The organism is Paucisalibacillus globulus (assembly GCF_900184735.1).
GTDB classification, from domain to species: Bacteria; Bacillota; Bacilli; order Bacillales; family Amphibacillaceae; genus Ornithinibacillus; species Ornithinibacillus globulus_B.
This window is the reverse complement of the sequence record NZ_LT855387.1, coordinates 193,511-215,279: the sequence shown is the minus strand read 5'-3', so window position 1 is coordinate 215,279 and position 21,769 is coordinate 193,511. Positions and strand designations below refer to the sequence as shown.

Annotated in this window: 23 protein-coding genes and 6 tRNA genes; 25 read left to right on the top strand and 4 right to left on the bottom strand. The window is 34.7% G+C overall.

All coding sequences use genetic code 11. The features are described from left to right. Nucleotides 1-10 precede the first annotated feature (10 nt). The 9 genes from BN999_RS06665 to BN999_RS06625 all read left to right on the top strand — a co-directional run bounded on the left by BN999_RS06665 (nt 11) and on the right by BN999_RS06625 (nt 9,498). Nucleotides 11-808, top strand: coding sequence for a pyruvate, water dikinase regulatory protein (locus BN999_RS06665; protein ID WP_096270703.1), 798 nt, complete (start codon nt 11-13; stop codon nt 806-808). A gap of 468 nt (nt 809-1,276) precedes the next feature. After that, nucleotides 1,277-3,085, top strand: coding sequence for a DNA primase (dnaG, locus tag BN999_RS06660; protein WP_096270611.1), 1,809 nt, complete (start codon nt 1,277-1,279; stop codon nt 3,083-3,085). A gap of 34 nt (nt 3,086-3,119) precedes the next feature. After that, nucleotides 3,120-4,241 (top strand): RNA polymerase sigma factor RpoD, encoded by a 1,122-nt coding sequence (gene rpoD / locus BN999_RS06655; protein ID WP_096270610.1) that lies wholly within the window; start codon nt 3,120-3,122, stop codon nt 4,239-4,241. Between the two features lie 89 nt (nt 4,242-4,330). Beyond that, entirely contained in the window at nt 4,331-4,885 is a 555-nt protein-coding gene (locus BN999_RS06650; RefSeq protein WP_096270609.1) for a hypothetical protein, read from the top strand. Nucleotides 4,886-4,960: 75 nt separating this feature from the next. Continuing rightward, nucleotides 4,961-5,323, top strand: a complete 363-nt coding sequence (gene cccA, locus BN999_RS06645) for a cytochrome c550 (protein ID WP_096270608.1) — start codon at nt 4,961-4,963, stop codon at nt 5,321-5,323. A 101-nt stretch (nt 5,324-5,424) separates the two neighbouring features. Beyond that, on the top strand, nt 5,425-6,132 hold the full coding sequence (locus tag BN999_RS06640) for a tRNA (adenine(22)-N(1))-methyltransferase (RefSeq protein ID WP_096270607.1): 708 nt from the start codon (nt 5,425-5,427) through the stop codon (nt 6,130-6,132). Next, nucleotides 6,119-7,243 carry a Nif3-like dinuclear metal center hexameric protein gene (locus BN999_RS06635; RefSeq protein WP_096270606.1) on the top strand — a complete coding sequence of 375 codons (1,125 nt, stop codon included), beginning with the start codon at nt 6,119-6,121 and terminating at the stop codon, nt 7,241-7,243. Before BN999_RS06640 ends, BN999_RS06635 begins: the two co-directional genes overlap by 14 nt. A 32-nt stretch (nt 7,244-7,275) precedes the next feature. Next, nucleotides 7,276-8,589, top strand: a complete 1,314-nt coding sequence (locus BN999_RS06630; protein WP_096270605.1) for a DEAD/DEAH box helicase — start codon at nt 7,276-7,278, stop codon at nt 8,587-8,589. Between the two features lie 15 nt (nt 8,590-8,604). Further along, the gene (locus BN999_RS06625) at nt 8,605-9,498 is read left to right on the top strand and encodes a deoxyribonuclease IV (protein WP_096270604.1); all 894 of its coding nucleotides are present in this window, start codon (nt 8,605-8,607) and stop codon (nt 9,496-9,498) included. A 47-nt stretch (nt 9,499-9,545) separates the two neighbouring features. On the opposite strand, the gene BN999_RS06620 is transcribed toward BN999_RS06625, so the two are convergent. Continuing rightward, a complete protein-coding gene (locus tag BN999_RS06620) occupies nt 9,546-9,830 on the bottom strand; it encodes a DUF2624 domain-containing protein (protein ID WP_096270603.1) in 285 nt (94 codons plus the stop codon). 166 nt (nt 9,831-9,996) lie between these two features. On the opposite strand from BN999_RS06620, the gene BN999_RS06615 reads away from it, so the two are divergent. Further along, nucleotides 9,997-10,374, top strand: coding sequence for a DUF4190 domain-containing protein (locus tag BN999_RS06615; protein WP_096270602.1), 378 nt, complete (start codon nt 9,997-9,999; stop codon nt 10,372-10,374). A 34-nt stretch (nt 10,375-10,408) separates the two neighbouring features. On the opposite strand, the gene BN999_RS06610 is transcribed toward BN999_RS06615, so the two are convergent. Continuing rightward, nucleotides 10,409-10,729, bottom strand: a complete 321-nt coding sequence (locus BN999_RS06610; protein WP_096270601.1) for a hypothetical protein — start codon at nt 10,727-10,729, stop codon at nt 10,409-10,411. A gap of 78 nt (nt 10,730-10,807) precedes the next feature. Here BN999_RS06610 and BN999_RS06605 point away from each other — a divergent pair, with 78 nt between their 5' ends. The 12 genes from BN999_RS06605 (at nt 10,808) to phoU (ending at nt 19,590) form a co-directional block, all read left to right on the top strand. Next, entirely contained in the window at nt 10,808-11,443 is a 636-nt protein-coding gene (locus BN999_RS06605; protein WP_096270600.1) for an NfeD family protein, read from the top strand. A gap of 205 nt (nt 11,444-11,648) precedes the next feature. After that, nucleotides 11,649-13,277, top strand: a complete 1,629-nt coding sequence (locus BN999_RS06600) for a Na/Pi cotransporter family protein (protein WP_096270599.1) — start codon at nt 11,649-11,651, stop codon at nt 13,275-13,277. 477 nt (nt 13,278-13,754) lie between these two features. Next, nucleotides 13,755-13,829 (top strand) — tRNA-Asn (locus BN999_RS06595). A gap of 8 nt (nt 13,830-13,837) precedes the next feature. Continuing rightward, nucleotides 13,838-13,914, top strand: a tRNA-Met gene (locus tag BN999_RS06590). A 25-nt stretch (nt 13,915-13,939) separates the two neighbouring features. After that, nucleotides 13,940-14,015 (top strand) — tRNA-His (locus tag BN999_RS06585). 15 nt (nt 14,016-14,030) lie between these two features. Beyond that, nucleotides 14,031-14,107 (top strand) — tRNA-Ile (locus BN999_RS06580). An 11-nt stretch (nt 14,108-14,118) separates the two neighbouring features. Next, nucleotides 14,119-14,211: transfer RNA gene (locus BN999_RS06575), tRNA-Ser, on the top strand. A 66-nt stretch (nt 14,212-14,277) separates the two neighbouring features. Beyond that, nucleotides 14,278-14,353, top strand: a tRNA-Phe gene (locus tag BN999_RS06570). A 202-nt stretch (nt 14,354-14,555) separates the two neighbouring features. Then, the gene (gene sodA / locus BN999_RS06565; RefSeq protein ID WP_096270598.1) at nt 14,556-15,164 is read left to right on the top strand and encodes a superoxide dismutase SodA; all 609 of its coding nucleotides are present in this window, start codon (nt 14,556-14,558) and stop codon (nt 15,162-15,164) included. 131 nt (nt 15,165-15,295) lie between these two features. Further along, entirely contained in the window at nt 15,296-16,570 is a 1,275-nt protein-coding gene (locus BN999_RS06560) for an MFS transporter (RefSeq protein WP_096270597.1), read from the top strand. Nucleotides 16,571-16,643: 73 nt separating this feature from the next. Next, a complete protein-coding gene (locus tag BN999_RS06555; protein WP_096270596.1) occupies nt 16,644-18,794 on the top strand; it encodes a peptidoglycan D,D-transpeptidase FtsI family protein in 2,151 nt (716 codons plus the stop codon). A 136-nt stretch (nt 18,795-18,930) separates the two neighbouring features. Beyond that, nucleotides 18,931-19,590 carry a phosphate signaling complex protein PhoU gene (phoU, locus tag BN999_RS06550; RefSeq protein ID WP_096270595.1) on the top strand — a complete coding sequence of 220 codons (660 nt, stop codon included), beginning with the start codon at nt 18,931-18,933 and terminating at the stop codon, nt 19,588-19,590. 48 nt (nt 19,591-19,638) lie between these two features. On the opposite strand, the gene BN999_RS20545 is transcribed toward phoU, so the two are convergent. Continuing rightward, nucleotides 19,639-20,226: a hypothetical protein gene (locus tag BN999_RS20545; protein WP_096270594.1), complete on the bottom strand. Its 588-nt coding sequence runs from the start codon at nt 20,224-20,226 to the stop codon at nt 19,639-19,641. A gap of 24 nt (nt 20,227-20,250) precedes the next feature. Continuing rightward, a complete protein-coding gene (locus tag BN999_RS06540; RefSeq protein WP_096270593.1) occupies nt 20,251-20,466 on the bottom strand; it encodes a hypothetical protein in 216 nt (71 codons plus the stop codon). Nucleotides 20,467-20,642: 176 nt separating this feature from the next. On the opposite strand from BN999_RS06540, the gene rpmG reads away from it, so the two are divergent. The 3 genes from rpmG (at nt 20,643) to BN999_RS06525 (ending at nt 21,684) form a co-directional block, all read left to right on the top strand. Next, nucleotides 20,643-20,792 (top strand): 50S ribosomal protein L33, encoded by a 150-nt coding sequence (gene rpmG / locus BN999_RS06535; protein ID WP_042145937.1) that lies wholly within the window; start codon nt 20,643-20,645, stop codon nt 20,790-20,792. Nucleotides 20,793-20,861: 69 nt separating this feature from the next. Further along, on the top strand, nt 20,862-21,419 hold the full coding sequence (locus BN999_RS06530) for a 5-formyltetrahydrofolate cyclo-ligase (RefSeq protein ID WP_096270592.1): 558 nt from the start codon (nt 20,862-20,864) through the stop codon (nt 21,417-21,419). A gap of 67 nt (nt 21,420-21,486) precedes the next feature. Next, a complete protein-coding gene (locus tag BN999_RS06525) occupies nt 21,487-21,684 on the top strand; it encodes a hypothetical protein (protein ID WP_096270591.1) in 198 nt (65 codons plus the stop codon). The last annotated feature ends 85 nt before the right edge of the window (nt 21,685-21,769 follow it).

The window sequence follows — 21,769 nt, the reverse complement described above, 5'->3', positions numbered from 1 at the left end:
GATGATAGAAATGAGTACGAAGAAGCCAGTTTTTATATTATCAGATTCTGTTGGGGAAACAGCTGAATTAGCTGTGAAGGCAGGATTAAGTCAATTTAGTATGGATTATATCATTCAACGTGTTCCGTATGTCGAGGATAAAAAGACAATTGATGAGGCATTAAACAGAGCAAAGGAAGAGAATGGAATCATCGGTTTTACTCTTGTTGCGCCAGTTCTTCGTAATTATCTTAATGAAAAAGCAGCAGAATTAAATATTGAAGCAATTGATATTATGGGGCCAATGTTGGATGCTATGGAACGTGTCTTTAATAAAAAACCAAGATTAGAGCCAGGTTTAGTACACAAACTAGACGAAGATTATTTTAAAAAAGTGGAAGCAATTGAATTTGCGGTTAAGTATGATGATGGGCGTGATCCAAGAGGAATTGCGCGGGCGGATATAATTTTGCTTGGTGTATCAAGGACATCCAAAACACCTTTATCTCAATTTCTTGCACATAAACGTTTAAAGGTTGCCAATATACCTATTGTTCCGGAAGTGGAACCACCAGAAGAGTTATTTGAAGTGGATCCTTCAAAGTGCATTGGCCTAAGAATAAAACCTGAGAAATTAAATGATATCCGAAAAGAACGTTTGAAGGCATTAGGACTTGGAGATCAAGCAACATATGCCAATATTAAGCGAATTCATCAGGAAATAGATTATTTTAATAAAATTGTGGATAGAATTGGATGTAGGGTAGTAGATGTATCCAATAAAGCAGTAGAAGAAACTGCCAATGTCATTCTACAAATGATAAAATGATTTTTTTAAGGAGCATGACCATTTGGTATGCTCCTTTAATACCGCTTTAAGGGAATATTTTTAGTAAATCGAGCATATTTTGAATTTATTAATAGTATTTTTCTGTAAAATGTATTATAATTATTTTTTGTGTAAAAATAGATGATATTGTATAAAATAATATCGATATAGTTTATTGGATATTCAGAAAAATAAAACATTCATCTAAAAGAAGGAATCTGCATTTTTTTGTAGAATAGTATTATTAGACTAATTTTTATTTAATAATATATAGTTAGTCCAAATATGCAAGGATTGTTTTAGCAGCAATATTGATAATTATGATTACTTCTATATCCTTCTAAGAGATTTACGTAATAGAAGGAATTTTTTTCGACTTTCACAAAAAACTTGTCGAAATATGAAGGATTTTATTGGGGGAATATCGAATATCTATTAGTACAAAACTCCGTAAGTATGGTGGTATGAATGGCTAATCAAATACCAGAAGAAATAATTGAACAAGTTCGTGGGGCTAATGACATTGTAGATGTTGTAGGAGAATATGTTCAATTAAAAAAACAGGGAAGAAATTATTTTGGACTTTGTCCATTCCATGGTGAAAAATCTCCTTCATTCTCTGTTACCCAAGAGAAGCAAATCTTTCACTGCTTTGGATGTGGTAAGGGAGGAAATGTTGTTACATTCTTGATGGAGATGGAAAGTTTTACTTTTTTCGAAGCCATTAAATATCTTGCTGATCGTACTGGAATAGAGCTGCCAACAGATTCTATTAAAACCGAATCCTCACTTTCAAATGAGAATCAGCAAATTCTTTCAGCTCAAGAATGGTTGACTAAACTTTATCACCATCTCATTCGCTATACTAAGGATGGGAAAATAGGACTTGATTATCTTGTTGAAAGAGGCATAACGGAAGAAGCAATAGATACATTTAAACTTGGCTATGCCCCGAACACTAAGGATTTTATTGCAACCTTCTTAGAGAAGAAAGGCTTCCATAAGCAATTGCTCGTGAAATACGGCTTACTTAATATGAATCAGGAAAATGATACTGTATCAGACAGATTTCGAGGAAGGGTAATCTTCCCAATTCGAAATCATTTAGGTAAAACAGTTGCTTTTGGTGCCAGAGCACTAGAGAAGAATCAAGAACCAAAATACTTAAATAGCCCAGAATCAGACCTTTTTCAAAAAGGTAAGTTACTTTACAATTTTGACTTAGCAAAAAAACATATTAGAAAAAAAAGCGAAGCTGTACTCTTTGAAGGGTATATGGATGTTATCTCTGCATACCAGGCGGGGGTTGAGAATGTCGTCGCCACCATGGGGACAGCATTGACTGAAACGCAGGCAAAATTGTTAAAAAGGTATGTTGACACAGTTATTCTTTGTTATGACGGTGATAGGGCTGGAATAGAGGCAACTTATAAAGCTTCTAAATTACTTCAGCAAGTTGGCTGTCAGGTAAAGATAGCCAGTTTGAAAGATGGCCTTGATCCAGATAGTTTTATTAAAGAGTATGGTGGAGAGGCGTTTAGAAGAGAAGTAATTGGTGCCTCACAGACATTCATGAGCTTCTATATGCGGTACTTAAAGAAGGATTTTAATGTAAGTCTTGAGAGTGACCGTATTCAATACCTAGAAGAAGTATTAAAAGAACTAGCAAAAATAGAAAGTTCAGTAGAAAGAGAACTTTATGTAAATGAGCTTAGTGCTGAATATAATATTACAGCAGAGTCATTATTAGAACAAATAGAGCAATATAGGGAAAAATCAGCCCCTGAAAAGGATAAGAGGGAAAAAGACAGATATACTAATAAGGGACAAAAGTCAAGTGGAAAATTATTACCAGCTTTCCATAATGCTGAGAGAAAGTTATTAGCTTATATGCTTCAGAACCGAACGATTGCTGATAAAGTACAAGAGGAATTAGGAGCTTCATTTAATATAGATGAGCATAAGATTATTGCAACTTATTTATATGGATATTATGAAGAAAATAATCCAGAAGATGTAAGTATGTTTATCGATCGAATAACTGATGATAAACTGAGAAAACTTGTTATTCAACTTGCACTCGTTCCTACTCAGGCTGAAATTAGTGATAAAGAAATTAATGACTATCTCCATATTATCCGAGCTGAAGGTAGTACAGGGGTCGACATAAAACAATTAAAAGCTGAACAGAGATTAGCTGAACAGCAAAAAGATCCAATAAAAGCTGCTCAAATAGCATTAAAGATTATAGAATTACAAAGACAAGTGAAACATTAAAATTGATTCAAGTAGTATGGAAGGAGGGGGACTCATGGCTGAAAATAAACCTTCACAAACAAAAGAAAATGAGCCTGAGTTAACTTTAGAACAAGCAAAAGAACAGCTTGTTGAGATTGGCAAGAAACGGGGCGTATTAGCCTATGAAGAAATTGCTGATCGTCTATCAAGTTTTGTAATTGAACCTGATCAAATGGACGAATTTTATGAAAATCTAGCTGAACAGGGTGTAGATGTAATAGGTGAATCAGAAGATGATCCTAAAATGAAAGAAATTGAAAAAGAAGAAGAATTTGATGTGCATGACCTAAGTGTACCATTAGGGATAAAAATTAATGACCCTGTTAGGATGTATCTAAAAGAAATCGGTAGGGTAGACTTACTATCTGCTACCGAAGAAATTGAACTTGCTACTCGAATTGAAGATGGTGACGAAGAAGCAAAGAAAAGACTTGCCGAAGCTAACCTGAGACTAGTAGTTAGCATTGCCAAGAGATACGTTGGTAGAGGAATGCTATTTCTTGATTTAATCCAAGAAGGTAATATGGGTCTAATTAAGGCTGTAGAAAAATTCGATTATCGTAAAGGGTTTAAATTTAGTACCTATGCAACTTGGTGGATTCGTCAAGCAATAACTCGAGCAATTGCAGACCAAGCAAGAACAATTCGTATTCCAGTTCATATGGTGGAAACGATTAATAAACTAATCCGTGTACAAAGACAATTACTTCAAGATTTGGGCCGTGAACCTACACCGGAAGAAATCGGTGAGGAAATGGATCTGACACCTGACAAGGTACGCGAAATATTAAAGATTGCACAAGAGCCGGTTTCACTAGAAACACCTATTGGTGAAGAAGATGATTCCCATTTAGGTGATTTTATCGAAGACCAAGAAGCTATTTCACCTTCTGACCATGCCGCATATGAATTATTAAAGGAACAATTAGAAGATGTGTTAGATACATTAACAGATCGAGAAGAAAATGTTCTTAGATTACGTTTTGGTCTTGATGATGGACGGACTCGAACGCTTGAAGAAGTCGGCAAAGTATTCGGTGTAACACGCGAAAGAATTCGTCAAATTGAAGCAAAAGCACTTCGTAAATTAAGACACCCTAGTCGTAGCAAACGATTAAAGGACTTTTTAGATTAAACTAGGTTGGTCATTGGTCAATAGGGCAATGACTTTCCTTTCTTTTTACATCTAAATCAGTAGCTCTCTCTCTACAATGAGGTGGTAATATGGCGGATGATCGTACCCGAATCATCGTAAAGGAAATAAAGTACTGGAAGGAACATAAATTACTTCCTCAGGCACAGTGTGACTTTTTACTTGCTTTATATACTAAAGGAGAAGAATACGAGTCATCAACTACTATTAAGAAAAAGAAAAATACCGTATATCAATACATTCAATTAATATTATTAGTGTTGTTGATACCGTTTTCATTTCTTGTAGTTTATTTTACTCAATTTAATTCTATTTTGCAACTGGGTATATTAGTTCTATTTATAAGTTATGCTTTCTGGACTTTTCATTTTTTTCGAAAAAAAGAAAGTAACTATATACATATTTCTATCATCGTGCTTTTATTCTTATTGCTAGTTACGACAGATTATCTTACCGATATGCTTCATATTAATCAATACGTTACTATTATTTTTTTTGTCATGAATTTCATTGGTTGGTATATATTAAGTCGTAAATTAAACTATAGATATCTAATGGTTTCTAGCTTTTTTGCTATTATCTTAATATTGTTCGTAAACTTTTCACATCTTTTTTCTTTTAACTAAATGATTTTTCATATAGAATAGATATAGCTATGTGGAATATATAATATTCCGGGGATACATAAGGAGGAAATACTAATGAAACGAAACCCAATAATCCCTTTTGCACTAATTGCGATTGTAGGGATACTAGCAGTAATTGTTATTTCATTTGTAGGAATTAACCAAAGGGAACAAATAGCTAACCCTGATGCAGGACAAGAAGAAGGTGCTGTACAGGACCCAGAAGCAATTTACGAGGCTTCTTGTTTAGGATGTCACGGTTCCGATCTTTCTGGTGGGGCTGGTCCGGCATTAACAACTGTTGGTGCAGAATTGTCGTTAGATGAAATTAAAGATATCATTACAAATGGTACAGATGGTGGTATGCCAGCGCAATCTGGTACACTATCTCCAGAAGAAATTACAGTCATCTCTGAATGGTTAAGTGAGAAAAAATAAATAGTGATGAGGGAAGCTTTCTGCTATAATACAGAAAGCTTTTCTTTTATACTTTGTCAATTAAAGTCACAACCAAATATTTTTTATTGTGGAGGTTACATATGACAGAGGATATTAAACTGTCGAATCGATTGTTATTAGTTGCATCATATCTTCCCAAAGGAGCAAATTTTGCAGATATTGGTTCTGATCACGCTTATCTTCCGTGTTTTGTGTGTCAGCAAGATCCAACAGCAACTGCAATAGCTGGAGAAGTAAATGTCGGTCCCTTGTCTAGTGCACAGGAAACGATTAACAAATACAATTTGAATGAGTATGTTGAGGCTAGATTAGGTGATGGATTATCTGTACTACAACAAAATGAAGTTAATCAAGTTGTAATTGCAGGCATGGGTGGTTCTTTAATACGCACTATTCTGGAGAACGGAAAAGACAAACTTTCTAGCGTAAATTTAATTATTACACAGCCCAATGTGGATGAGAAAAATGTTCGTAATTGGTTCATGGAGAATCATTTTAACATTCAGGATGAATCAATCCTAGAAGAAAATGGACATATCTATGAAATAATCGTAGGTATACGTGTAAACAATGCAACCACCCTAAGCGAAAAAGAGCAACTTTTCGGACCTAAGCTATTAGCGCAGAGGAATGAATTATTCTATAAAAAATGGGAATCAGAGCGAGTAAAATTAATTAGGGTAATAAGTCAAATGCAGAATGCCAAGAATCAAGACCGTGAGAAAATCAGTAAGTTCCAAGAGCAATTGGGTTGGATTGAGGAGGTATTAGAAGATGACCACTACTAATTCCGATATATTTAAATTAATGGAGAAGTGGGCACCTAAGTCTCTAGCGTATGATTGGGACAATGTCGGTTTGCAAGTTGGATCTTACAATAAACCGGTAAAAAAGATAATGGTCACATTAGATGTCCTAGAATCAGTCGTAGATGAAGCAATAGAAAATGAGGTAGACCTTATCGTTGCTCATCATCCATTACTGTTTAAACCTCTGAGCCAATTAAATTTGGATAATTGGCGTGGTAGAGTTATTCAGAAGTTGATTCAACATAATATAACGGTCTATGCAGCTCATACCAACCTAGATATGGCAACAGGTGGCGTGAATGATATGCTTGCAGATTTGTTAGGTTTAGAAAATACGGGAGTGTTAGTGGAAACTGACCCTGAAGCAATCTATAAATTTGCTGTATATGTTCCTGAAACTCATTTGGAATCGGTAACGGATGCACTTTCTAAAGAGGGTGCGGGGCATCTAGGTAATTATAGCCATTGTACATTCCAGTCTAAAGGTACAGGAACATTTATGCCCTTGACCCAGGCTAATCCTTTTATTGGCAAACAGAATGAACTTGAAAGAGTAAATGAAATTAAAGTAGAAACGATTGTAAAGGAGTCCATATTAGCCAATGTTCTTCATGCAGTCAAAAATGCACATCCATATGAAGAAGTTGCATACGATATATTTCCGTTAAAAAATGTGGATGACAAGCTTGGTTTAGGGCGTGTAGGTACACTAAATGAACCAATTACATTGGATAAGTTTATAGATCATGTGAAAAAATCATTAGGAGTAGACAATCTTAGAGTTTCTGGTAATTTATCTAAGAAAATAAAGCGTGTCGCCATTTTAGGTGGTAGTGGAGAGAAATACCTTTTTGCTGCTAGGAATAAAAAAGCTGATGTTTATATAACCGGCGATATGAGTTTCCACTTTGCACAAGAAGCTATTGAAATGGGAATTTCTGTTATCGATGCAGGGCATTATATAGAACAGGTAATGAAATCAGGAACCAAAGATTATTTAGATCAATATATTCAAAATGGCTCGATGGAAGACTCTAATATTGAAGTAATTGTGTCTAAGGTAAATACCGATCCGTTTCAATATAAATAGATCTCTCGTAAGGCAAAAAAAGGAGCAGTATAATGAATACTACATTTAAATCGTTAACATTTAACCCAACAACATTAGAAGTTATTGATAAATTACACTTCCAACAACCGACAGAGATACAATTAAAAGTGATTCCTGCCATTCTAAAAGGGAAAAGTGTTATTGGCCAGTCACATACAGGTTCAGGAAAAACACATTCATTTTTACTACCTATCTTCGAACAATTAAATGAGAAAGAGAAACAAGTTCAAAGTGTCATCACAGCTCCAACCCGTGAACTAGCGACTCAAATTTTTGATGAAGTAAAGAAGATAATAAAGCTTGCAGGAAAAGAACAAGATTGGAGTGCAAAGTTACTGGTTGGTGGAACAGATAAGCAGAAAATGGTTGATAAACTAAAAGAAGCACCACAAATAGTAGTCGGAACACCAGGCCGAATATTGGATCTTGTAAAAGATGAAGCTCTTTCTATATACTCCGCTAATTCATTTGTAATCGATGAAGCTGACTTAATGCTTGACTTAGGCTTTATTGATGACGTTGATCAGCTCTTAGTACGCTGCAAAAAGGATATCCAACTAATGGTATTTTCGGCTACTATACCGCAACGTTTAGAACACTTCTTTAAGAAATATCTGGAAAATCCATTACATGTAAAAATTGCGAATGAGCTATCACCCGAAACTATGGAACACCGTTTAATAGCAGTTAAACACCGAGAAGAAGATGAAATAATTTTCCAAATTTCCAAGGCCATTAATCCTTACCTTGCTATTATTTTTACAAATGGTAAAGAAAATGCTAATACTCTACATGAAAAGTTACTGGATAAGGGATTAAACGTAGGCATTATCCATGGGGGACTTCCTCCAAGAGAGAGGAAACGAGTACTAAAAGAAATTCAAAGTCTTAAATACCAATATATTGTTGCAACAGATCTTGCATCAAGGGGAATCGATATAAAAGGTGTTAGTCACGTTATAAATGCACAACTACCAAAAGAAGAAGAATTTTATATACACCGTGTTGGTCGAACTGCTAGGGCAGGCATGGAAGGTACTGCGGTTAGTTTATACAGAGAAGATGATCTGAAATTAATTGAAAAACTAGAGCAAAAAGGTCTTGAGTTTATATTTTATGATGTTCGTAATGGCGAGTGGAAAGATGCAAAGTCGTGGAATGAGCGTAATCTGCGATTGAAAACAACAACAGATGTTGAAAAAGAGGCTTGGAAACAAGTTAGAAAACCGAAAAAGGTAAAACCTGGTTATAAAAAGAAAATGAAACAACAGCAAGAATCGATCAAGAGGAAACTTAACAAAAAATCAAAGAACCACAAGAGGTAATGGGGGAGAAATACAATGTTGAAAATTGGATCACATGTTTCCATGAGTGGGAAGAAAATGCTTTTAGCATCTAGTGAAGAAGCGGTTTCATATGGAGCAAACACATTTATGATATATACAGGAGCTCCACAAAACACGCGTAGAAAACCAATAGAAGAGTTGAATATCGAAGAAGGCTTAAAACATATGACAGAAAATGGGATTGCAGATATAGTTGTTCATGCTCCATATATTATTAATATTGGAAACACGACAAAACCGGAAACCTTTGAACTGGGAGTAAACTTCTTAAGAACTGAAATAGAACGCACGGAAGCAATTGGTGCAAAGCAAATAGTCCTTCATCCTGGAGCACATGTTGGTGCTGGGCCTGAAGATGGTATTAAGAAGATTATTGAAGGTTTAAATGAGGTATTGGATAAAGATAAAGATGTACAAATCGCATTAGAGACAATGGCTGGAAAAGGTTCTGAGATTGGAAGAACATTTGATGAGATAGCAAAAATCATTGATGGAGTTACATTTAATGAGAAATTATCGGTATGCTTAGATACTTGCCATATTCATGATGCTGGTTATGACATAGTAAATGATTTTGATGGGGTTTTAGAAGAATTCGATAAAATTATTGGTGTGGACAGAATTAAAGTGGTCCATGTGAATGATTCTAAAAATGAAAAAGGGGCCCACAAAGACCGTCATGAAAATATAGGCTTTGGCCATATTGGTTTTGAAGCTTTACATTATGTAATTAATCATCCACAATTAGCAACGTTGCCTAAGATATTAGAAACGCCTTATGTGGGATTAGATAAGAAAACTAAGAAGCCACCATATAAGTTTGAAATTGAAATGATCCGTAATGGAAAGTTTGATGCAGATTTACAAGAAAAAATTATGAATCAGTAGCGTGTTATTGCATTTAAAAAGCTACCTCGATAATTCGAGGTAGCTTTTTAATTGAACAGATGTTCTAATCCATACGATTTAATGAGTTCATAAAATAGTTTATTTGCTTTTATTGCAGTGTTTCGATCAGTTATCTCACTTAAATCCCTTAACATTTTTTCCCGTTCTCTTTTGTCGAAAGGATTCAGTTTCTTTCTACGAACATAATTTGATATTTCAATTGCTTGTTCTTGACTAATGACAAAACCGTATTTTTGGGAATAAATTAATATATCTTCCGGTGTAATTTGTCTCATCTTATTAATAATCATTTGCTTAATAAATATTGACATAACAACAACTCCTCTTGATTTTCACTATATGCTTCCATTTGGTTATTATCAACTTGTTTCCTTGAAAATGTACTTGATTTCATTGGATGGCAAAATGTAACATTATAGAATTTGCGATTAATCATAAACTATAGATGCACCTCATCATATTAGAAGGAGGTCAATTATGGACGATAACAATCGTACAAATAATAATGTTGAAAAAGCTCCAAAGCATGGTGAAGAGGATTATTATATGTCCCATCACACAGATGGTATCTTTAGTAGCCGTGATGAGGAAACTGCAGCTGAGTTAACGGCAGATGATTACAGGAGAAATGTGACAATTGAAGATGATGGAGAACGTGCGAACACTTCCATAGGATGGATTGCATTAGCTTTATCTATCGCATCTTTCTTCTGGGCGCCTATACTTCTCGGTGGTGCGGGGATTATTGTAGGATTCATAGCCAGAAATCGCCATGCCAATACTCTTGGTAACATCGCTATAGCAGCTGGAGCAATTTCGATCTTGATTACACTATTTATATTGCCATTTGTTTAAATGAAGGAGGCCAGGATTTTACCTGGCCTCTTTTTTAATTGTATTTTGGGAAGAAATAAAATCGATTAGATTGCAAATGGTTTGGGTCAATATTTGGATTTAACAAGGAGAAATCCTCCATAATTTGTTCTATATTTAAATCACTTAATGACGGATTTATTTTCTCCATCACGGTTAAAACAGTATCCCCAGCTTCGATCTTTACTTTCAATATATCAAACGCCTGTTTATCCAATCCTTCAGTTGGGTTATCCTCTCTTTTAATATTATGGGATATATCTGTACCAAGCGTTAAATCTTTATAAATACTGACTAATAATAGTATAATGAAAATATTAATAATCGTCTTTTTCATCATATTACTCCTTTATTTGAAACCAATTATTATCATAATACGTATATAAAGAAAGAACATATTGAGAGGGAGAAGAATATGGAAATATTTTCTCAAGAATGGATTGCTTTAGTTATTACAGGATTAGGTACATTATTTTTACTTGGTGAAGTACTAGTAAATATGCGTGGTATATTTGCATTATTAGGTATTGGATTTATTACTGTATATTTCTCAGTATATTTGGAAACAGACTCTCTTATACTTATGCTAATCATTTATTTTATTGGGATTCTTTTAATTATTATTGATGGTAAAGTATTAAATGATGGGACTTTGGCTGTAATTGGTACTGCAAGCATGTTAGCTTCAGTAGCACTCCCAGCCCCGAATTTTGCGGCAGGATTATATGCTGTTCTAGGTGTCTTACTAGGTGCAGGCGGCTCACTATTTTTCTTAAAAGTATTCAAAAGAAGAGATATGTGGAATAAAATAACCTTAAAAGATCAATTAACAAGCGAAGCAGGCTATAACTCCATTAATAAGGAGTATCGAACATTACTAAACCAAGAAGGTATAACATTAAATGACATGCGTCCGGTTGGTACAATCCGTATCGGTTCTAGAGACTATAGTGCTGTATCGAATGGACAATGGATACCAAAAGGAACTGAAATAATGGTTATGCAAGTTGATGGTACTAAAATACTTGTTGAACCCAAAAGAAATTCTTAGGCGTAATCTCCTAAGAATTTTTTTTTTGACTTAAGGCAAACTATTTTTATTAGGTTATTGATTTCGAACTTCCAAACTAGTTAATGTAAATTTATTGTAAAGTTTTTCATAATTACTTTACAAATCGCGGACTTTTTACAATAATGGTTAGGGTGTGTTAAAAAGGGAATACATACGACAACTTTTTTAAAGGGGAGAATATCCATTGGAAATAGATGTACAGAAATTGATTTTTGAATTCATCGGTGGTTTAGGTATATTTCTATTAGGTATTAAATTTATGGGCGATGGGTTACAAAAATCTGCTGGAGATCGTCTAAGAGATATATTAGACCGTTTTACAAGTAATCCATTTCTAGGGGTACTTGCTGGTATAATTGTAACAGTATTAATACAAAGTAGTTCTGGAACAACGGTACTTACCGTAGGCCTTGTTAATGCAGGTTTTATGACGCTTAGACAAGCTATAGGTGTTATCATGGGGGCCAATATAGGTACAACGGTAACGGCGTTTATTATAGGTATTGACCTTGGTGAATATGCGTTACCTATCCTTGCAGTAGGAGCCTTTTTAATTTTCTTCTTTAAACATCAAAAAGTAACTGCGGTAGGACAAGCAGTGTTCGGATTTGGGGCGTTATTCTTCGGACTTGAATTAATGAGCAGTGGTATGAAACCCTTACGTTCCTTACAGGCTTTTCAAGATCTAACGATTAGCATGAGTGAACATGAGGTTTTAGGGGTAGTTATTGGTACATTATTTACTTTAATTGTTCAAAGTTCTAGTGCAACCATTGGAATTTTACAAGGATTATATTCAGAAGGTGCCATTGGACTAGATGCTGCTTTACCAGTATTGTTCGGAGATAATATAGGTACAACGATAACAGCTGTCCTTGCATCTCTAGGTGCTTCGGTGGCTGCAAGACGAGCTGCGGGTGTACATGTTATTTTTAACCTTGTTGGTACTGTAATATTTATGCTCATACTTGGGTTATTTGAAAGATATGTAATCTACTTACAAGATATCTTTTCGTTGAATGAGGAAATGACGATTGCGTTTGCACATGGAAGCTTTAATATTATGAACACAATCATTCAATTCCCTTTCATTGCTGTATTAGCATGGATTGTAACAAAGATTGTACCTGGTAAAGATACAACGATTGAATATAAACCACAACACTTAGATCCAATATTTATTCAACAATCATCAGCATTAGCATTAGACCAAGCAAAAGCTGAAATTGTGCGAATGGGCGAATATGCACACCAGGGGTTAGAGGAAACTAATTTATATTTGACCACAAACCAGACCAAACATTCTGATTTGGCCATGCAAATAGAAGGTGCACTTAACAGTTTGGATCGGAGCATTACTGACTATTTAATTGATATATCTGGTGGTTCATTATCTGAATTTGAAAGTGAAAAACATACGTTGTTAATGGATTCTGTTCGTGATATTGAAAGAATTGGTGACCATTTCGAGAATATTATCGAATTAATTGATTATAAAATATCTAATAAAGTAGTCATAACGGATAAGGCTCAAGAAGACTTAAATAATATGTTCGATTTAACGATGTCTACAGTAAAACAAGCCATTCATGCTCTTGATAAAGAAGATAGAGAAGAAGCGCTTGCTGTTATGCAAAAAGAAGACCAAATTGACAAAATGGAACGTAATTACCGTAAAAAGCATATCATTCGAATGAATGAAGGGGAATGTAGTGTATCAGCTGGAATTGTATTCGTTGATATCATCTCAAACCTTGAACGTATTGGCGACCATGCAGTGAATATTGCGGAGTCTGTTTTAGCCGATCAGTAATCGAAAAATGGATTAGATTTTTTCTAATCCATTTTTTTATTTTGTCTGTTTCTTGAAAAAATGTGTGTAAAGTTAATCTTCAAAGAGTTGAAGAAGCTATGTGGTAACTACTATCAATTCCTCAACAGTAAAGTGAAAAGCGGAGTGTATTTCCGTAAGGGATGAAGTTCACAATCAAGTCTTTATTGCACATTGTCTATCAATAGCAATTATCGAAATCGGTATAGTTAAATGGTTGGTAATTAGGTTGCAATTAAATGAAGAAGAATTGATAAGTCTATATAGAAAAAAATGGTAAGATATTTTTCTATTTTTATATTGAATTATTATTGTAAAGGTGTTATAGTAAATATTGTCGTTTTCAAATACATATTTATTTTCACTTAAAAAAGTAGTTGACAAGCTTGTTGAGATATGATAAATTATATCTCGTGCCACTAAAAAAAGTAGTAACCTAGTATTCTTAATTAACATTATTCCACAGTAGCTCAGTGGTAGAGCAATCGGCTGTTAACCGATCGGTCGTAGGTTCGAATCCTACCTGTGGAGCCAAATTAAATGGCGGCGTAGCTCAGCTGGCGAGAGCGTACGGTTCATACCCGTGAGGTCGTGGGTTCGATCCCCTCCGCCGCTACCATTTACTTAAGTTAATTTACATCATGGCGGTCGTGGCGAAGGGGTTAACGCACCGGATTGTGGCTCCGGCATTCGTGGGTTCGATTCCCATCGATCGCCCCATATTATTTATTACAAGGACCCTTAGCTCAGTTGGTTAGAGCTATCGGCTCATAACCGATCGGTCGCAGGTTCGAGTCCTGCAGGGTCCACCATAAAAAACTCGGGAGGTATACCCAAGTCTGGCTGAAGGGATCGGTCTTGAAAACCGACAGGCGGGTCAAACCGCGCGGGGGTTCGAATCCCTCTACCTCCTCCATACATAATTTCATCTTTAACCAGTAGAGCGACGAGCTTTGCTTCATAAATTAACTTTATAACATAAGGCTCGGTAGCTCAGTCGGTAGAGCAACGGACTGAAAATCCGTGTGTCGGCGGTTCGATTCCGTCCCGAGCCACCACTTTATACAAGCTTATGGCTTGTTTTTATTTTGCTTAAAAATCGATGCCGACGGCTCACCTAAATGTATATCTTCTTTAATATTTCACCTACATAATTAATTGGGTAATCTAGGCAAATAATTTGCAAGATATGGTAACGCGTGATAACCTTTCAAATAAAGGGTATTATATCCTTGTATAAAATTTAAGGAGGAGTTCGTTTTGGCATATCAATTACCTGAATTACCTTATGCATATGATGCATTAGAACCACACTTCGACAAAGAAACAATGAACATCCATCATACAAAGCATCATAATACTTATGTTACAAAATTAAATGCTGCGCTAGAAGGGAATGCAGATCTACAAGCTAAGTCTATTGAAGATCTAGTAAGTAATCTTGATGCAGTACCTGAGAATATTCGTACAGCAGTACGTAATAATGGTGGTGGCCATGCTAACCATAGTCTTTTCTGGAAAGTTCTTTCCCCAAATGGCGGCGGTGAACCGACTGGTGAACTAGCTGAAAAGATTAACGCTAAATTTGGTAGTCTTGATAAATTTAAAGAAGAATTTGCTGCTGCTGCTGCTGGCCGTTTTGGTTCAGGTTGGGCTTGGTTAGTTCTTAATAATGGTGAACTTGAAGTTACAAGCACTCCAAACCAGGATACTCCATTAATGGAAGGTAAAACTCCTTTACTTGGACTTGATGTTTGGGAGCATGCTTACTACTTAAATTACCAAAATAGACGTCCTGACTATATTTCAGCATTCTGGAATGTTGTTAATTGGGATGAAGTAGCAAAAAACTTAAGTGAAGCTAAATAAATAGTCTCTAACTGTAAGAGAAGGGTGTCCGAATGAGTATAAACTCTATTGGTCACTCTTCTTTTTTCTTTTCGTATATCTCCGGTTTGAATTGCTTACACTAAGAAAAGAGAGAAAAGGGGCAATTCAACATGCATAAAACCTTACAAACGGTAATTGGTAAAACAGAAATAAATAGAGATTTAATCTTATTGTTAGTAATTGGTGGTTTATATTCGTTAGGGATATATTTATCCAATACATTTGTCAATATTTATTTATGGAAGCAGGCTGATGGCAATTACTTTACGATAGCATTTTACAACTTAGCCATATTTATTTTACAACCTGTAACCTTTATAATTGCTGGAAAGATTGCGAAAAAAGTTGACCGAGTTATTGTGTTGAGACTAGGAGTCATATTTTTATCGCTATTTTTTTTAATGGTACTAATGATTGGAGAAAATGCAGCCTATTTCAATATATTATTAGGTAGTCTTTTGGGGATTGGTTATGGATTCTATTGGTTAGCATTTAATGTACTAACATTTGAAATAACTGAACCAGATACGAGAGACTTTTTCAACGGTTTCCTTGGAGTTTTACAGTCATTTGGTGGAATGATTGGACCATTTTCTGCAGGGTTTATTATATCTAAAATGGAAGCTAATATTGGATATAGTACGATATTCACGGTATCATTTATATTGTTCATTTGTGCAGTTATTTGTAGCCTGTTTTTGAAAAGAAGACCTGCTGAAGGGGTATATTTATTTAGACGAATAGTCCAGGAAAGAAAAAAAAATAAAAACTGGAGTCGTATTTTAAATGCACATCTATTCCAAGGTTTTCGTGAGGGGATATTCCTTTTTGTCATCACAATATGGGTATATATTGTAACGCAGAGTGAACTATCTCTTGGAATGTTTAATTTATATTTTTCAGGCTTTTCGTTTGTATTTTACTTTCTGGCTACAAAATTGATTAAACCATCTACACGTAAAAAAGCAATTTTAATTGGTAGTTTAATGCTTTATCTTTCCCTATTTATTATTATTTCTCATGCAAGCTATCTGACGTTGATTATCTACGGTATTATCATAGGTATTGCCTACCCTATTGTGAATGTACCTTATATTTCAATGACATACGATGTAATTGGTAAGGCATGGAAGGCAGCGGAACTTAGAATTGAATATATAGTCGTGAGGGAATTGTTTCTAAATATTGGACGGGTTACATCCATTATCTTCTTTATATTAGGCATCACTTTTTGGGAAACGGAAAGTATCATTCCTATACTCCTCATTGTATTTGGGGCTATGCATTTGGGTGTTTACTTCTTTGTTCGTCAAATCTATTTAACCGGACCAAATAAAAAAGAAGTATTGATTAAAGATCAGGTTTCAGACGAAAAAAACCGTTAATATCTAATTCAATACATGATATAATGAAAGTTAGAGATTTTTAATTAACATACATGTATTGGGGGGAAGAAACATGAAAAAAGAAAAAAAGAAGAAAGCACAACTTCCCTTTCGTTTAAATATATTATTTTTTGTCGTTTTTATTTTGTTTGCGGTATTAATACTGCAGCTAGGAGTTGTTCAAATCCTTAATGGGGAAAGTTTTCAGGAGGAAATCGATAAAACGACACAAGATACGACGAAAGTTCCTGTACCTCGAGGTGAAATATATGATCGTAACTATAATGTGATTGCAAAAAACAAACCCATGTATGCAATTACTTATACACCACCAAAAGGCGTCCAGGCACAGGATAGAATAGCAGTTGCTAGGAAGCTTTCACAATTTATTGATATGTTTCATCCAGATAAAGAGGAAAGAGAAAAACAAATCAATCGGATAACGGATCGGGATAAAAAAGAGTATTGGTACCTTGAAAATGAAGAGGAAGCCAAAAGTAGATTAACACCAGAAGAAGCTGCAGATTTAAAACCTGCAGACCAATATAAAACGATTTTAAAACGAATAACAGTAAATGAATATGAGAATCTAACTATGCAAGATTTAGAAATTATCTTGATAAAGAAAGAACTAGATCGAGCTTATGCTCTAACACCTCAAATCGTTAAAAGTGAGAATGTAACGCCTGAGGAATATGCAAGGGTGGCGGAACATTTGTCTGAATTACCAGGAATCAATGCTACAACAGACTGGGTTCGGGAATTTCCAAATGATGAAACTTTAAAAAATATCATTGGTAATATTACAACTGAAAAAGAAGGTGTACCCGCTGAAAATATTGATTATTATTTAGCCAAGGGATACAACAGGAATGACAGAGTTGGTACTAGCGGTCTTGAACAACAATATGAAGATTTACTTCGAGGTCGTAAAGAACAAGTTGAGTACACGATGAGTAAATCTGGGGTCATTCTAGATTCTGATGTAATCGTTTCGGGAGAGAGTGGAAAAGATCTAGTATTAACTATTGATATGGAGTTCCAAAAAATGGTGGATGAAATACTCCGTGATGAACTCAAAAAAAATGGTGGAAAAGAAAGATATTTACGCGATGTAATGGCTGTTGTAATGGATCCAAATACAGGAGAATTATTGGCAGTATCCGGACAGAGCTACTATGATGATCCTGAAACGGAAGCAGCAGAAAAAGATAAAATCGTGGATTCTGCTTATAAAACATTATATGATGCTCATCGACCGGGTTCCATTGTCAAAGGTGCAACTGTTCTAGCAGGATATGAATCTGGTGTTATTTCACCTGGGGATGGATTACAAGATAAGCCTGTTAAAATTGCTGGAACTCCAATCAAGTCCTCATGGACAAATCTAGGATATGTAAATGATCTGGATGCATTAAGACGCTCTTCCAACGTATATATGTTTCATATAGCGATGAAGATGGGTGGAGAATATAATTATCAATATGGTAAATCAGTAACTTTTAATCCTTTAGCTTATACCAAAATGCGTAATTACTTTAGACAATTTGGGTTAGGAGCGTTAACTAAGGTTGACTATCCATTTGAGGAAAAAGGTTTTGTTGGACCAACCAATATTGCTGGTGCAGCAGGTCTATTTCAAGACTTTGCAATCGGTCAGTATGATACGTATACAGCTATGCAAATGGCCCAGTACGTTTCTACAATAGCCAATGGCGGATATCGACTTCAGCCTCATTTCTTGAAGGAAGTTCGTAATCCAACACCAGAAATAGATAATCTTGGGACAGTCTATCGCAGCATGAATACGAAAATTCTTAATAAAATTGAGATGAGCGAATCCAATCTAAAGCGTGTACAGGAAGGATTCCGTCAAGTGTTTCAAGCGCCGGGAGGAACAGCCTATAATTATTTTAAAGGTACTGACTTTAATGCAGCTGGGAAAACAGGTACTGCCGAGAATGAAATTTATAAAGATGGTAAGTTAGTTGCTAACACGATTAATTTAACCATGGTAGCCTACGCACCTTATGATAATCCGGAGATTGCATTATCTGTTGTTGTTCCTAACCTGAATCAAAACTCAACCTCTTCCATAAACCATGATATAACTCGTAGAATATTTGATGCCTATTTCTCACTTAAAGAAAAAAGAGCTAAAGGGGAATCTACAGAGGAAAATAAAGAAGGTGAGGAAGAGGAAGAAAAACAAGATAATGAATAAGAATAACCCTAAAGCCTTATGAGGTTTTAGGGTATTTTTATCGAATTTACAATAATTTTACATTGATTTAATATGCTCTTTATATAATGGTCTTATTATAAGAATATGGTTACCATTTTGATAGGAGAGCGATAACATGCGAAGTAGAGAACAATTTCATTCCGATTTGGAAGAATTAGATCGTGACATTATTCAATTAGCAAAACGAGCAAATAAGGCACTTAGAGGATCGATGGATGCCTTGTTTAATCAAGATATCGATTTAGCAAATAAAGTAATTAATGATGATAAATTAATTGATAAAGAAGAAGCGGCAATCAATGATAAAGTGATTCTATTAATTGCGAAACAATCTCCTGTTGCTACAGATTTACGTAGACTGATCATTGCCCTTCGAGTTGTAACCGATATTGAACGTATGGGTGATAATGCGAAGAATATTGCAAAAGCGGCTATTCGGTTGGGGGATCATTATCAAGCGGAACTTCCACAAGAATTAGTCACAATGCGTGATACAGCTTTAGTTATGTTAGAAACTGCTATCAGCGCTTTCCAAAATGAGGATATTTCTGTTGCACATAAGTTAGCAGAAATGGACGATAAAGTAGACAAATTATATAAGAACGTCATTTCGAATATGCTAGGGAAAACAGCAAATAATTCAGAGCAAGTGCAATATGTGATGCAAATTGCTTTTAGTGCCCGTTATATTGAAAGATTTGCTGACCATATTACAAATATTGGAGAGAGTATTTTGTTCCTAGTTAAAGGGGAAATAGTTGATCTAAACGATTAATATAAAGAGGTGTTATCATGATCCATGATAACACCTCTATTAATATTCTTATTTTGTTAATGCTTCTGCAATTTCAAAATAGCTCATATCACTTGATAATTGAAATTCACCAAGTTGAATGCGAACAGCATATCCTTCATCTTCTAGGTAACTAATGAACTCAGCAGCGTCATCTATAATACCATTAGCTTCTAGCTCATTACTGATTGATGAAGAAGGCATACCAGATTCAATGACAAGTGTAAAATTCTTTGTATTTTCTTCTTCCTTTTTGTTATCAGTTTCTTCTGTAGAATCGGATTGATTATTCGTTTCTTCTTCTGTATTCTCTTCATTTGTTTCGGTACCTTCGGTTGATTCATTAGTGTCTACTTCTTCATCTTTTGTGTCAACCTTCTCGGAATCTGAGGATGCAATTTCCGTTTCTTTCTTCGCTACCTCACCGTTCATTGATAGAGAGATATATTCAGTTTCCGATAGAACTCGGTAACCTTTTTCTTTTAGTTCATTGACAATATCTTCTATTGGCATTTCGGAAAATTCTTGTTTAGAGCCATTTGAGAAATAATTGACAATCAACATTATGATTGCTGCAGTAAATAAACCAACAGCAAATGCACGTATCGGTTGCTTCATGTTATCCACCTTTACCTTTATAGATTAATAGATATCAGTTGTTTCAAAATCCTCAGTTAATAATTCTTCTTCTAACACTTTTACTTTTTTCTTTAATTGATACGTATCCTGCATTGTTGAGATCGATAATTGCTCTAATTCACTCTCAATTTTCTCAAAACGGTCATTTAAGAAAAAGGATAGTATAAATAAAGCAATTGCTATAATTGCGATAGTTGCTCCTGAAACAAAAATCATCATTCTTTTTACCTCCATTTCATATACAATACTAGTTATATCATATAATTCGACATGAATAAACCATAAATTTTTTCCATACACTTGATTGATTGCCAAACATCTGCTATTATTAACTAGTCTGAAATGAACTAATACATGCGATTAATGCAAGTCTTGATGAGTTTGGAGGGAAAAACATGCGCGTAAACATTACTTTAGCTTGTACTGAAACAGGAGAACGTAACTACATTACTACAAAAAATAAGCGTACCAATCCTGAGCGTATTGAGCTTATGAAATATTGTCCACGTCTTAAAAAACACACTTTACACCGTGAAACTAAATAATTTCACAATAAAAGAAGCTTGCTCCTATTTTATAGAGCGAGCTTTTTCTTATATAAGGGGAGGAAGGAATTGAAAAAAGAAGAACTACGAAAACAAACAATCAATGTACTTAAAAATTTAACTCCACAACATAAAGATGAAGTTAATAAAATATTACATAATCAATTATTACAATCTGACCTATGGAAACAATCGGATATAATTGGAATAACCATCTCAAGAGGTTTTGAGTGGGATACAAGTAAAATAATTGAAGCTGGTTGGGAGCAAGGTAAGACCATTGCAGTACCAAAATGTGATCCCAAGGGAAAGAGACTTGATTTTTATCGTTTACACAGCTTCAATGAATTAGAAACAGTTTATTATAATCTATTAGAACCTAAACCAGTAGAACAAAACCAAATTTCTAAGCAGTTAATGGATTTAATTATTGTACCTGGAATTGTATTTGACCTAAATGGTTATCGTATTGGTTTTGGGGGTGGATATTATGATCGTTTCTTGGATAATTATGAAGGTACTACTGTATCCTTATTAAGCAAATGCCAACTAACAGATAATGTACCATCTCAATCATTTGATATTCCCGTTAAGCATCTTTTGACAGAAGATGGATTCGTTAAGTAAAAGCCCGAATATTTTTACCGTAGAATGAAAAGACTAGTAACACCAAACCTAATAAAGGGGTGTTTAGATGAGATTATTTGTAATATTAACAGGAATTGTAGCGGCGGTTTCAGTGCTATATAAGTGGCGTTATAAGCTTATGAACGCTATGTTAGCTGTCAGCTTTTTAAGAAGAATGGCGGTATCCATTTCCATGAACTTACCTTCTATTCGAAAAAATATTCTTCCAAGTATTTTTAATGAGACTTCAGATTCAACGTCTTAAGTTTCCTCAAAAAGGGCTGTCTAAACAGTTCTTTTTTTATGTTTATTGTAACGTACGTTAAAGCATTTATCTTAGGATTTTGTTA

What these genes read in the sequence shown, in the direction of transcription:
- BN999_RS06540 (WP_096270593.1), bottom strand. Translation starts at nt 20,466, where the DNA reads ATGATGATTTTTGTTTCAGGAGCAACTATCGCAATTATAGCAATTGCT.
- BN999_RS20545 (WP_096270594.1), bottom strand. Translation starts at nt 20,226, where the DNA reads ATGAAGCAACCGATACGTGCATTTGCTGTTGGTTTATTTACTGCAGCA.
- BN999_RS06610 (WP_096270601.1), bottom strand. Translation starts at nt 10,729, where the DNA reads ATGAAAAAGACGATTATTAATATTTTCATTATACTATTATTAGTCAGT.
- BN999_RS06640 (WP_096270607.1), top strand. Translation starts at nt 5,425, where the DNA reads ATGACAGAGGATATTAAACTGTCGAATCGATTGTTATTAGTTGCATCA.
- BN999_RS06560 (WP_096270597.1), top strand. Translation starts at nt 15,296, where the DNA reads ATGCATAAAACCTTACAAACGGTAATTGGTAAAACAGAAATAAATAGA.
- BN999_RS06620 (WP_096270603.1), bottom strand. Translation starts at nt 9,830, where the DNA reads ATGTCAATATTTATTAAGCAAATGATTATTAATAAGATGAGACAAATT.
- BN999_RS06650 (WP_096270609.1), top strand. Translation starts at nt 4,331, where the DNA reads ATGGCGGATGATCGTACCCGAATCATCGTAAAGGAAATAAAGTACTGG.
- dnaG (WP_096270611.1), top strand. Translation starts at nt 1,277, where the DNA reads ATGGCTAATCAAATACCAGAAGAAATAATTGAACAAGTTCGTGGGGCT.
- phoU (WP_096270595.1), top strand. Translation starts at nt 18,931, where the DNA reads ATGCGAAGTAGAGAACAATTTCATTCCGATTTGGAAGAATTAGATCGT.
- BN999_RS06625 (WP_096270604.1), top strand. Translation starts at nt 8,605, where the DNA reads ATGTTGAAAATTGGATCACATGTTTCCATGAGTGGGAAGAAAATGCTT.
- rpmG (WP_042145937.1), top strand. Translation starts at nt 20,643, where the DNA reads ATGCGCGTAAACATTACTTTAGCTTGTACTGAAACAGGAGAACGTAAC.
- BN999_RS06525 (WP_096270591.1), top strand. Translation starts at nt 21,487, where the DNA reads ATGAGATTATTTGTAATATTAACAGGAATTGTAGCGGCGGTTTCAGTG.
- BN999_RS06630 (WP_096270605.1), top strand. Translation starts at nt 7,276, where the DNA reads ATGAATACTACATTTAAATCGTTAACATTTAACCCAACAACATTAGAA.
- BN999_RS06665 (WP_096270703.1), top strand. Translation starts at nt 11, where the DNA reads ATGAGTACGAAGAAGCCAGTTTTTATATTATCAGATTCTGTTGGGGAA.
- BN999_RS06555 (WP_096270596.1), top strand. Translation starts at nt 16,644, where the DNA reads ATGAAAAAAGAAAAAAAGAAGAAAGCACAACTTCCCTTTCGTTTAAAT.
- BN999_RS06605 (WP_096270600.1), top strand. Translation starts at nt 10,808, where the DNA reads ATGGAAATATTTTCTCAAGAATGGATTGCTTTAGTTATTACAGGATTA.
- rpoD (WP_096270610.1), top strand. Translation starts at nt 3,120, where the DNA reads ATGGCTGAAAATAAACCTTCACAAACAAAAGAAAATGAGCCTGAGTTA.
- cccA (WP_096270608.1), top strand. Translation starts at nt 4,961, where the DNA reads ATGAAACGAAACCCAATAATCCCTTTTGCACTAATTGCGATTGTAGGG.
- BN999_RS06635 (WP_096270606.1), top strand. Translation starts at nt 6,119, where the DNA reads ATGACCACTACTAATTCCGATATATTTAAATTAATGGAGAAGTGGGCA.
- BN999_RS06615 (WP_096270602.1), top strand. Translation starts at nt 9,997, where the DNA reads ATGGACGATAACAATCGTACAAATAATAATGTTGAAAAAGCTCCAAAG.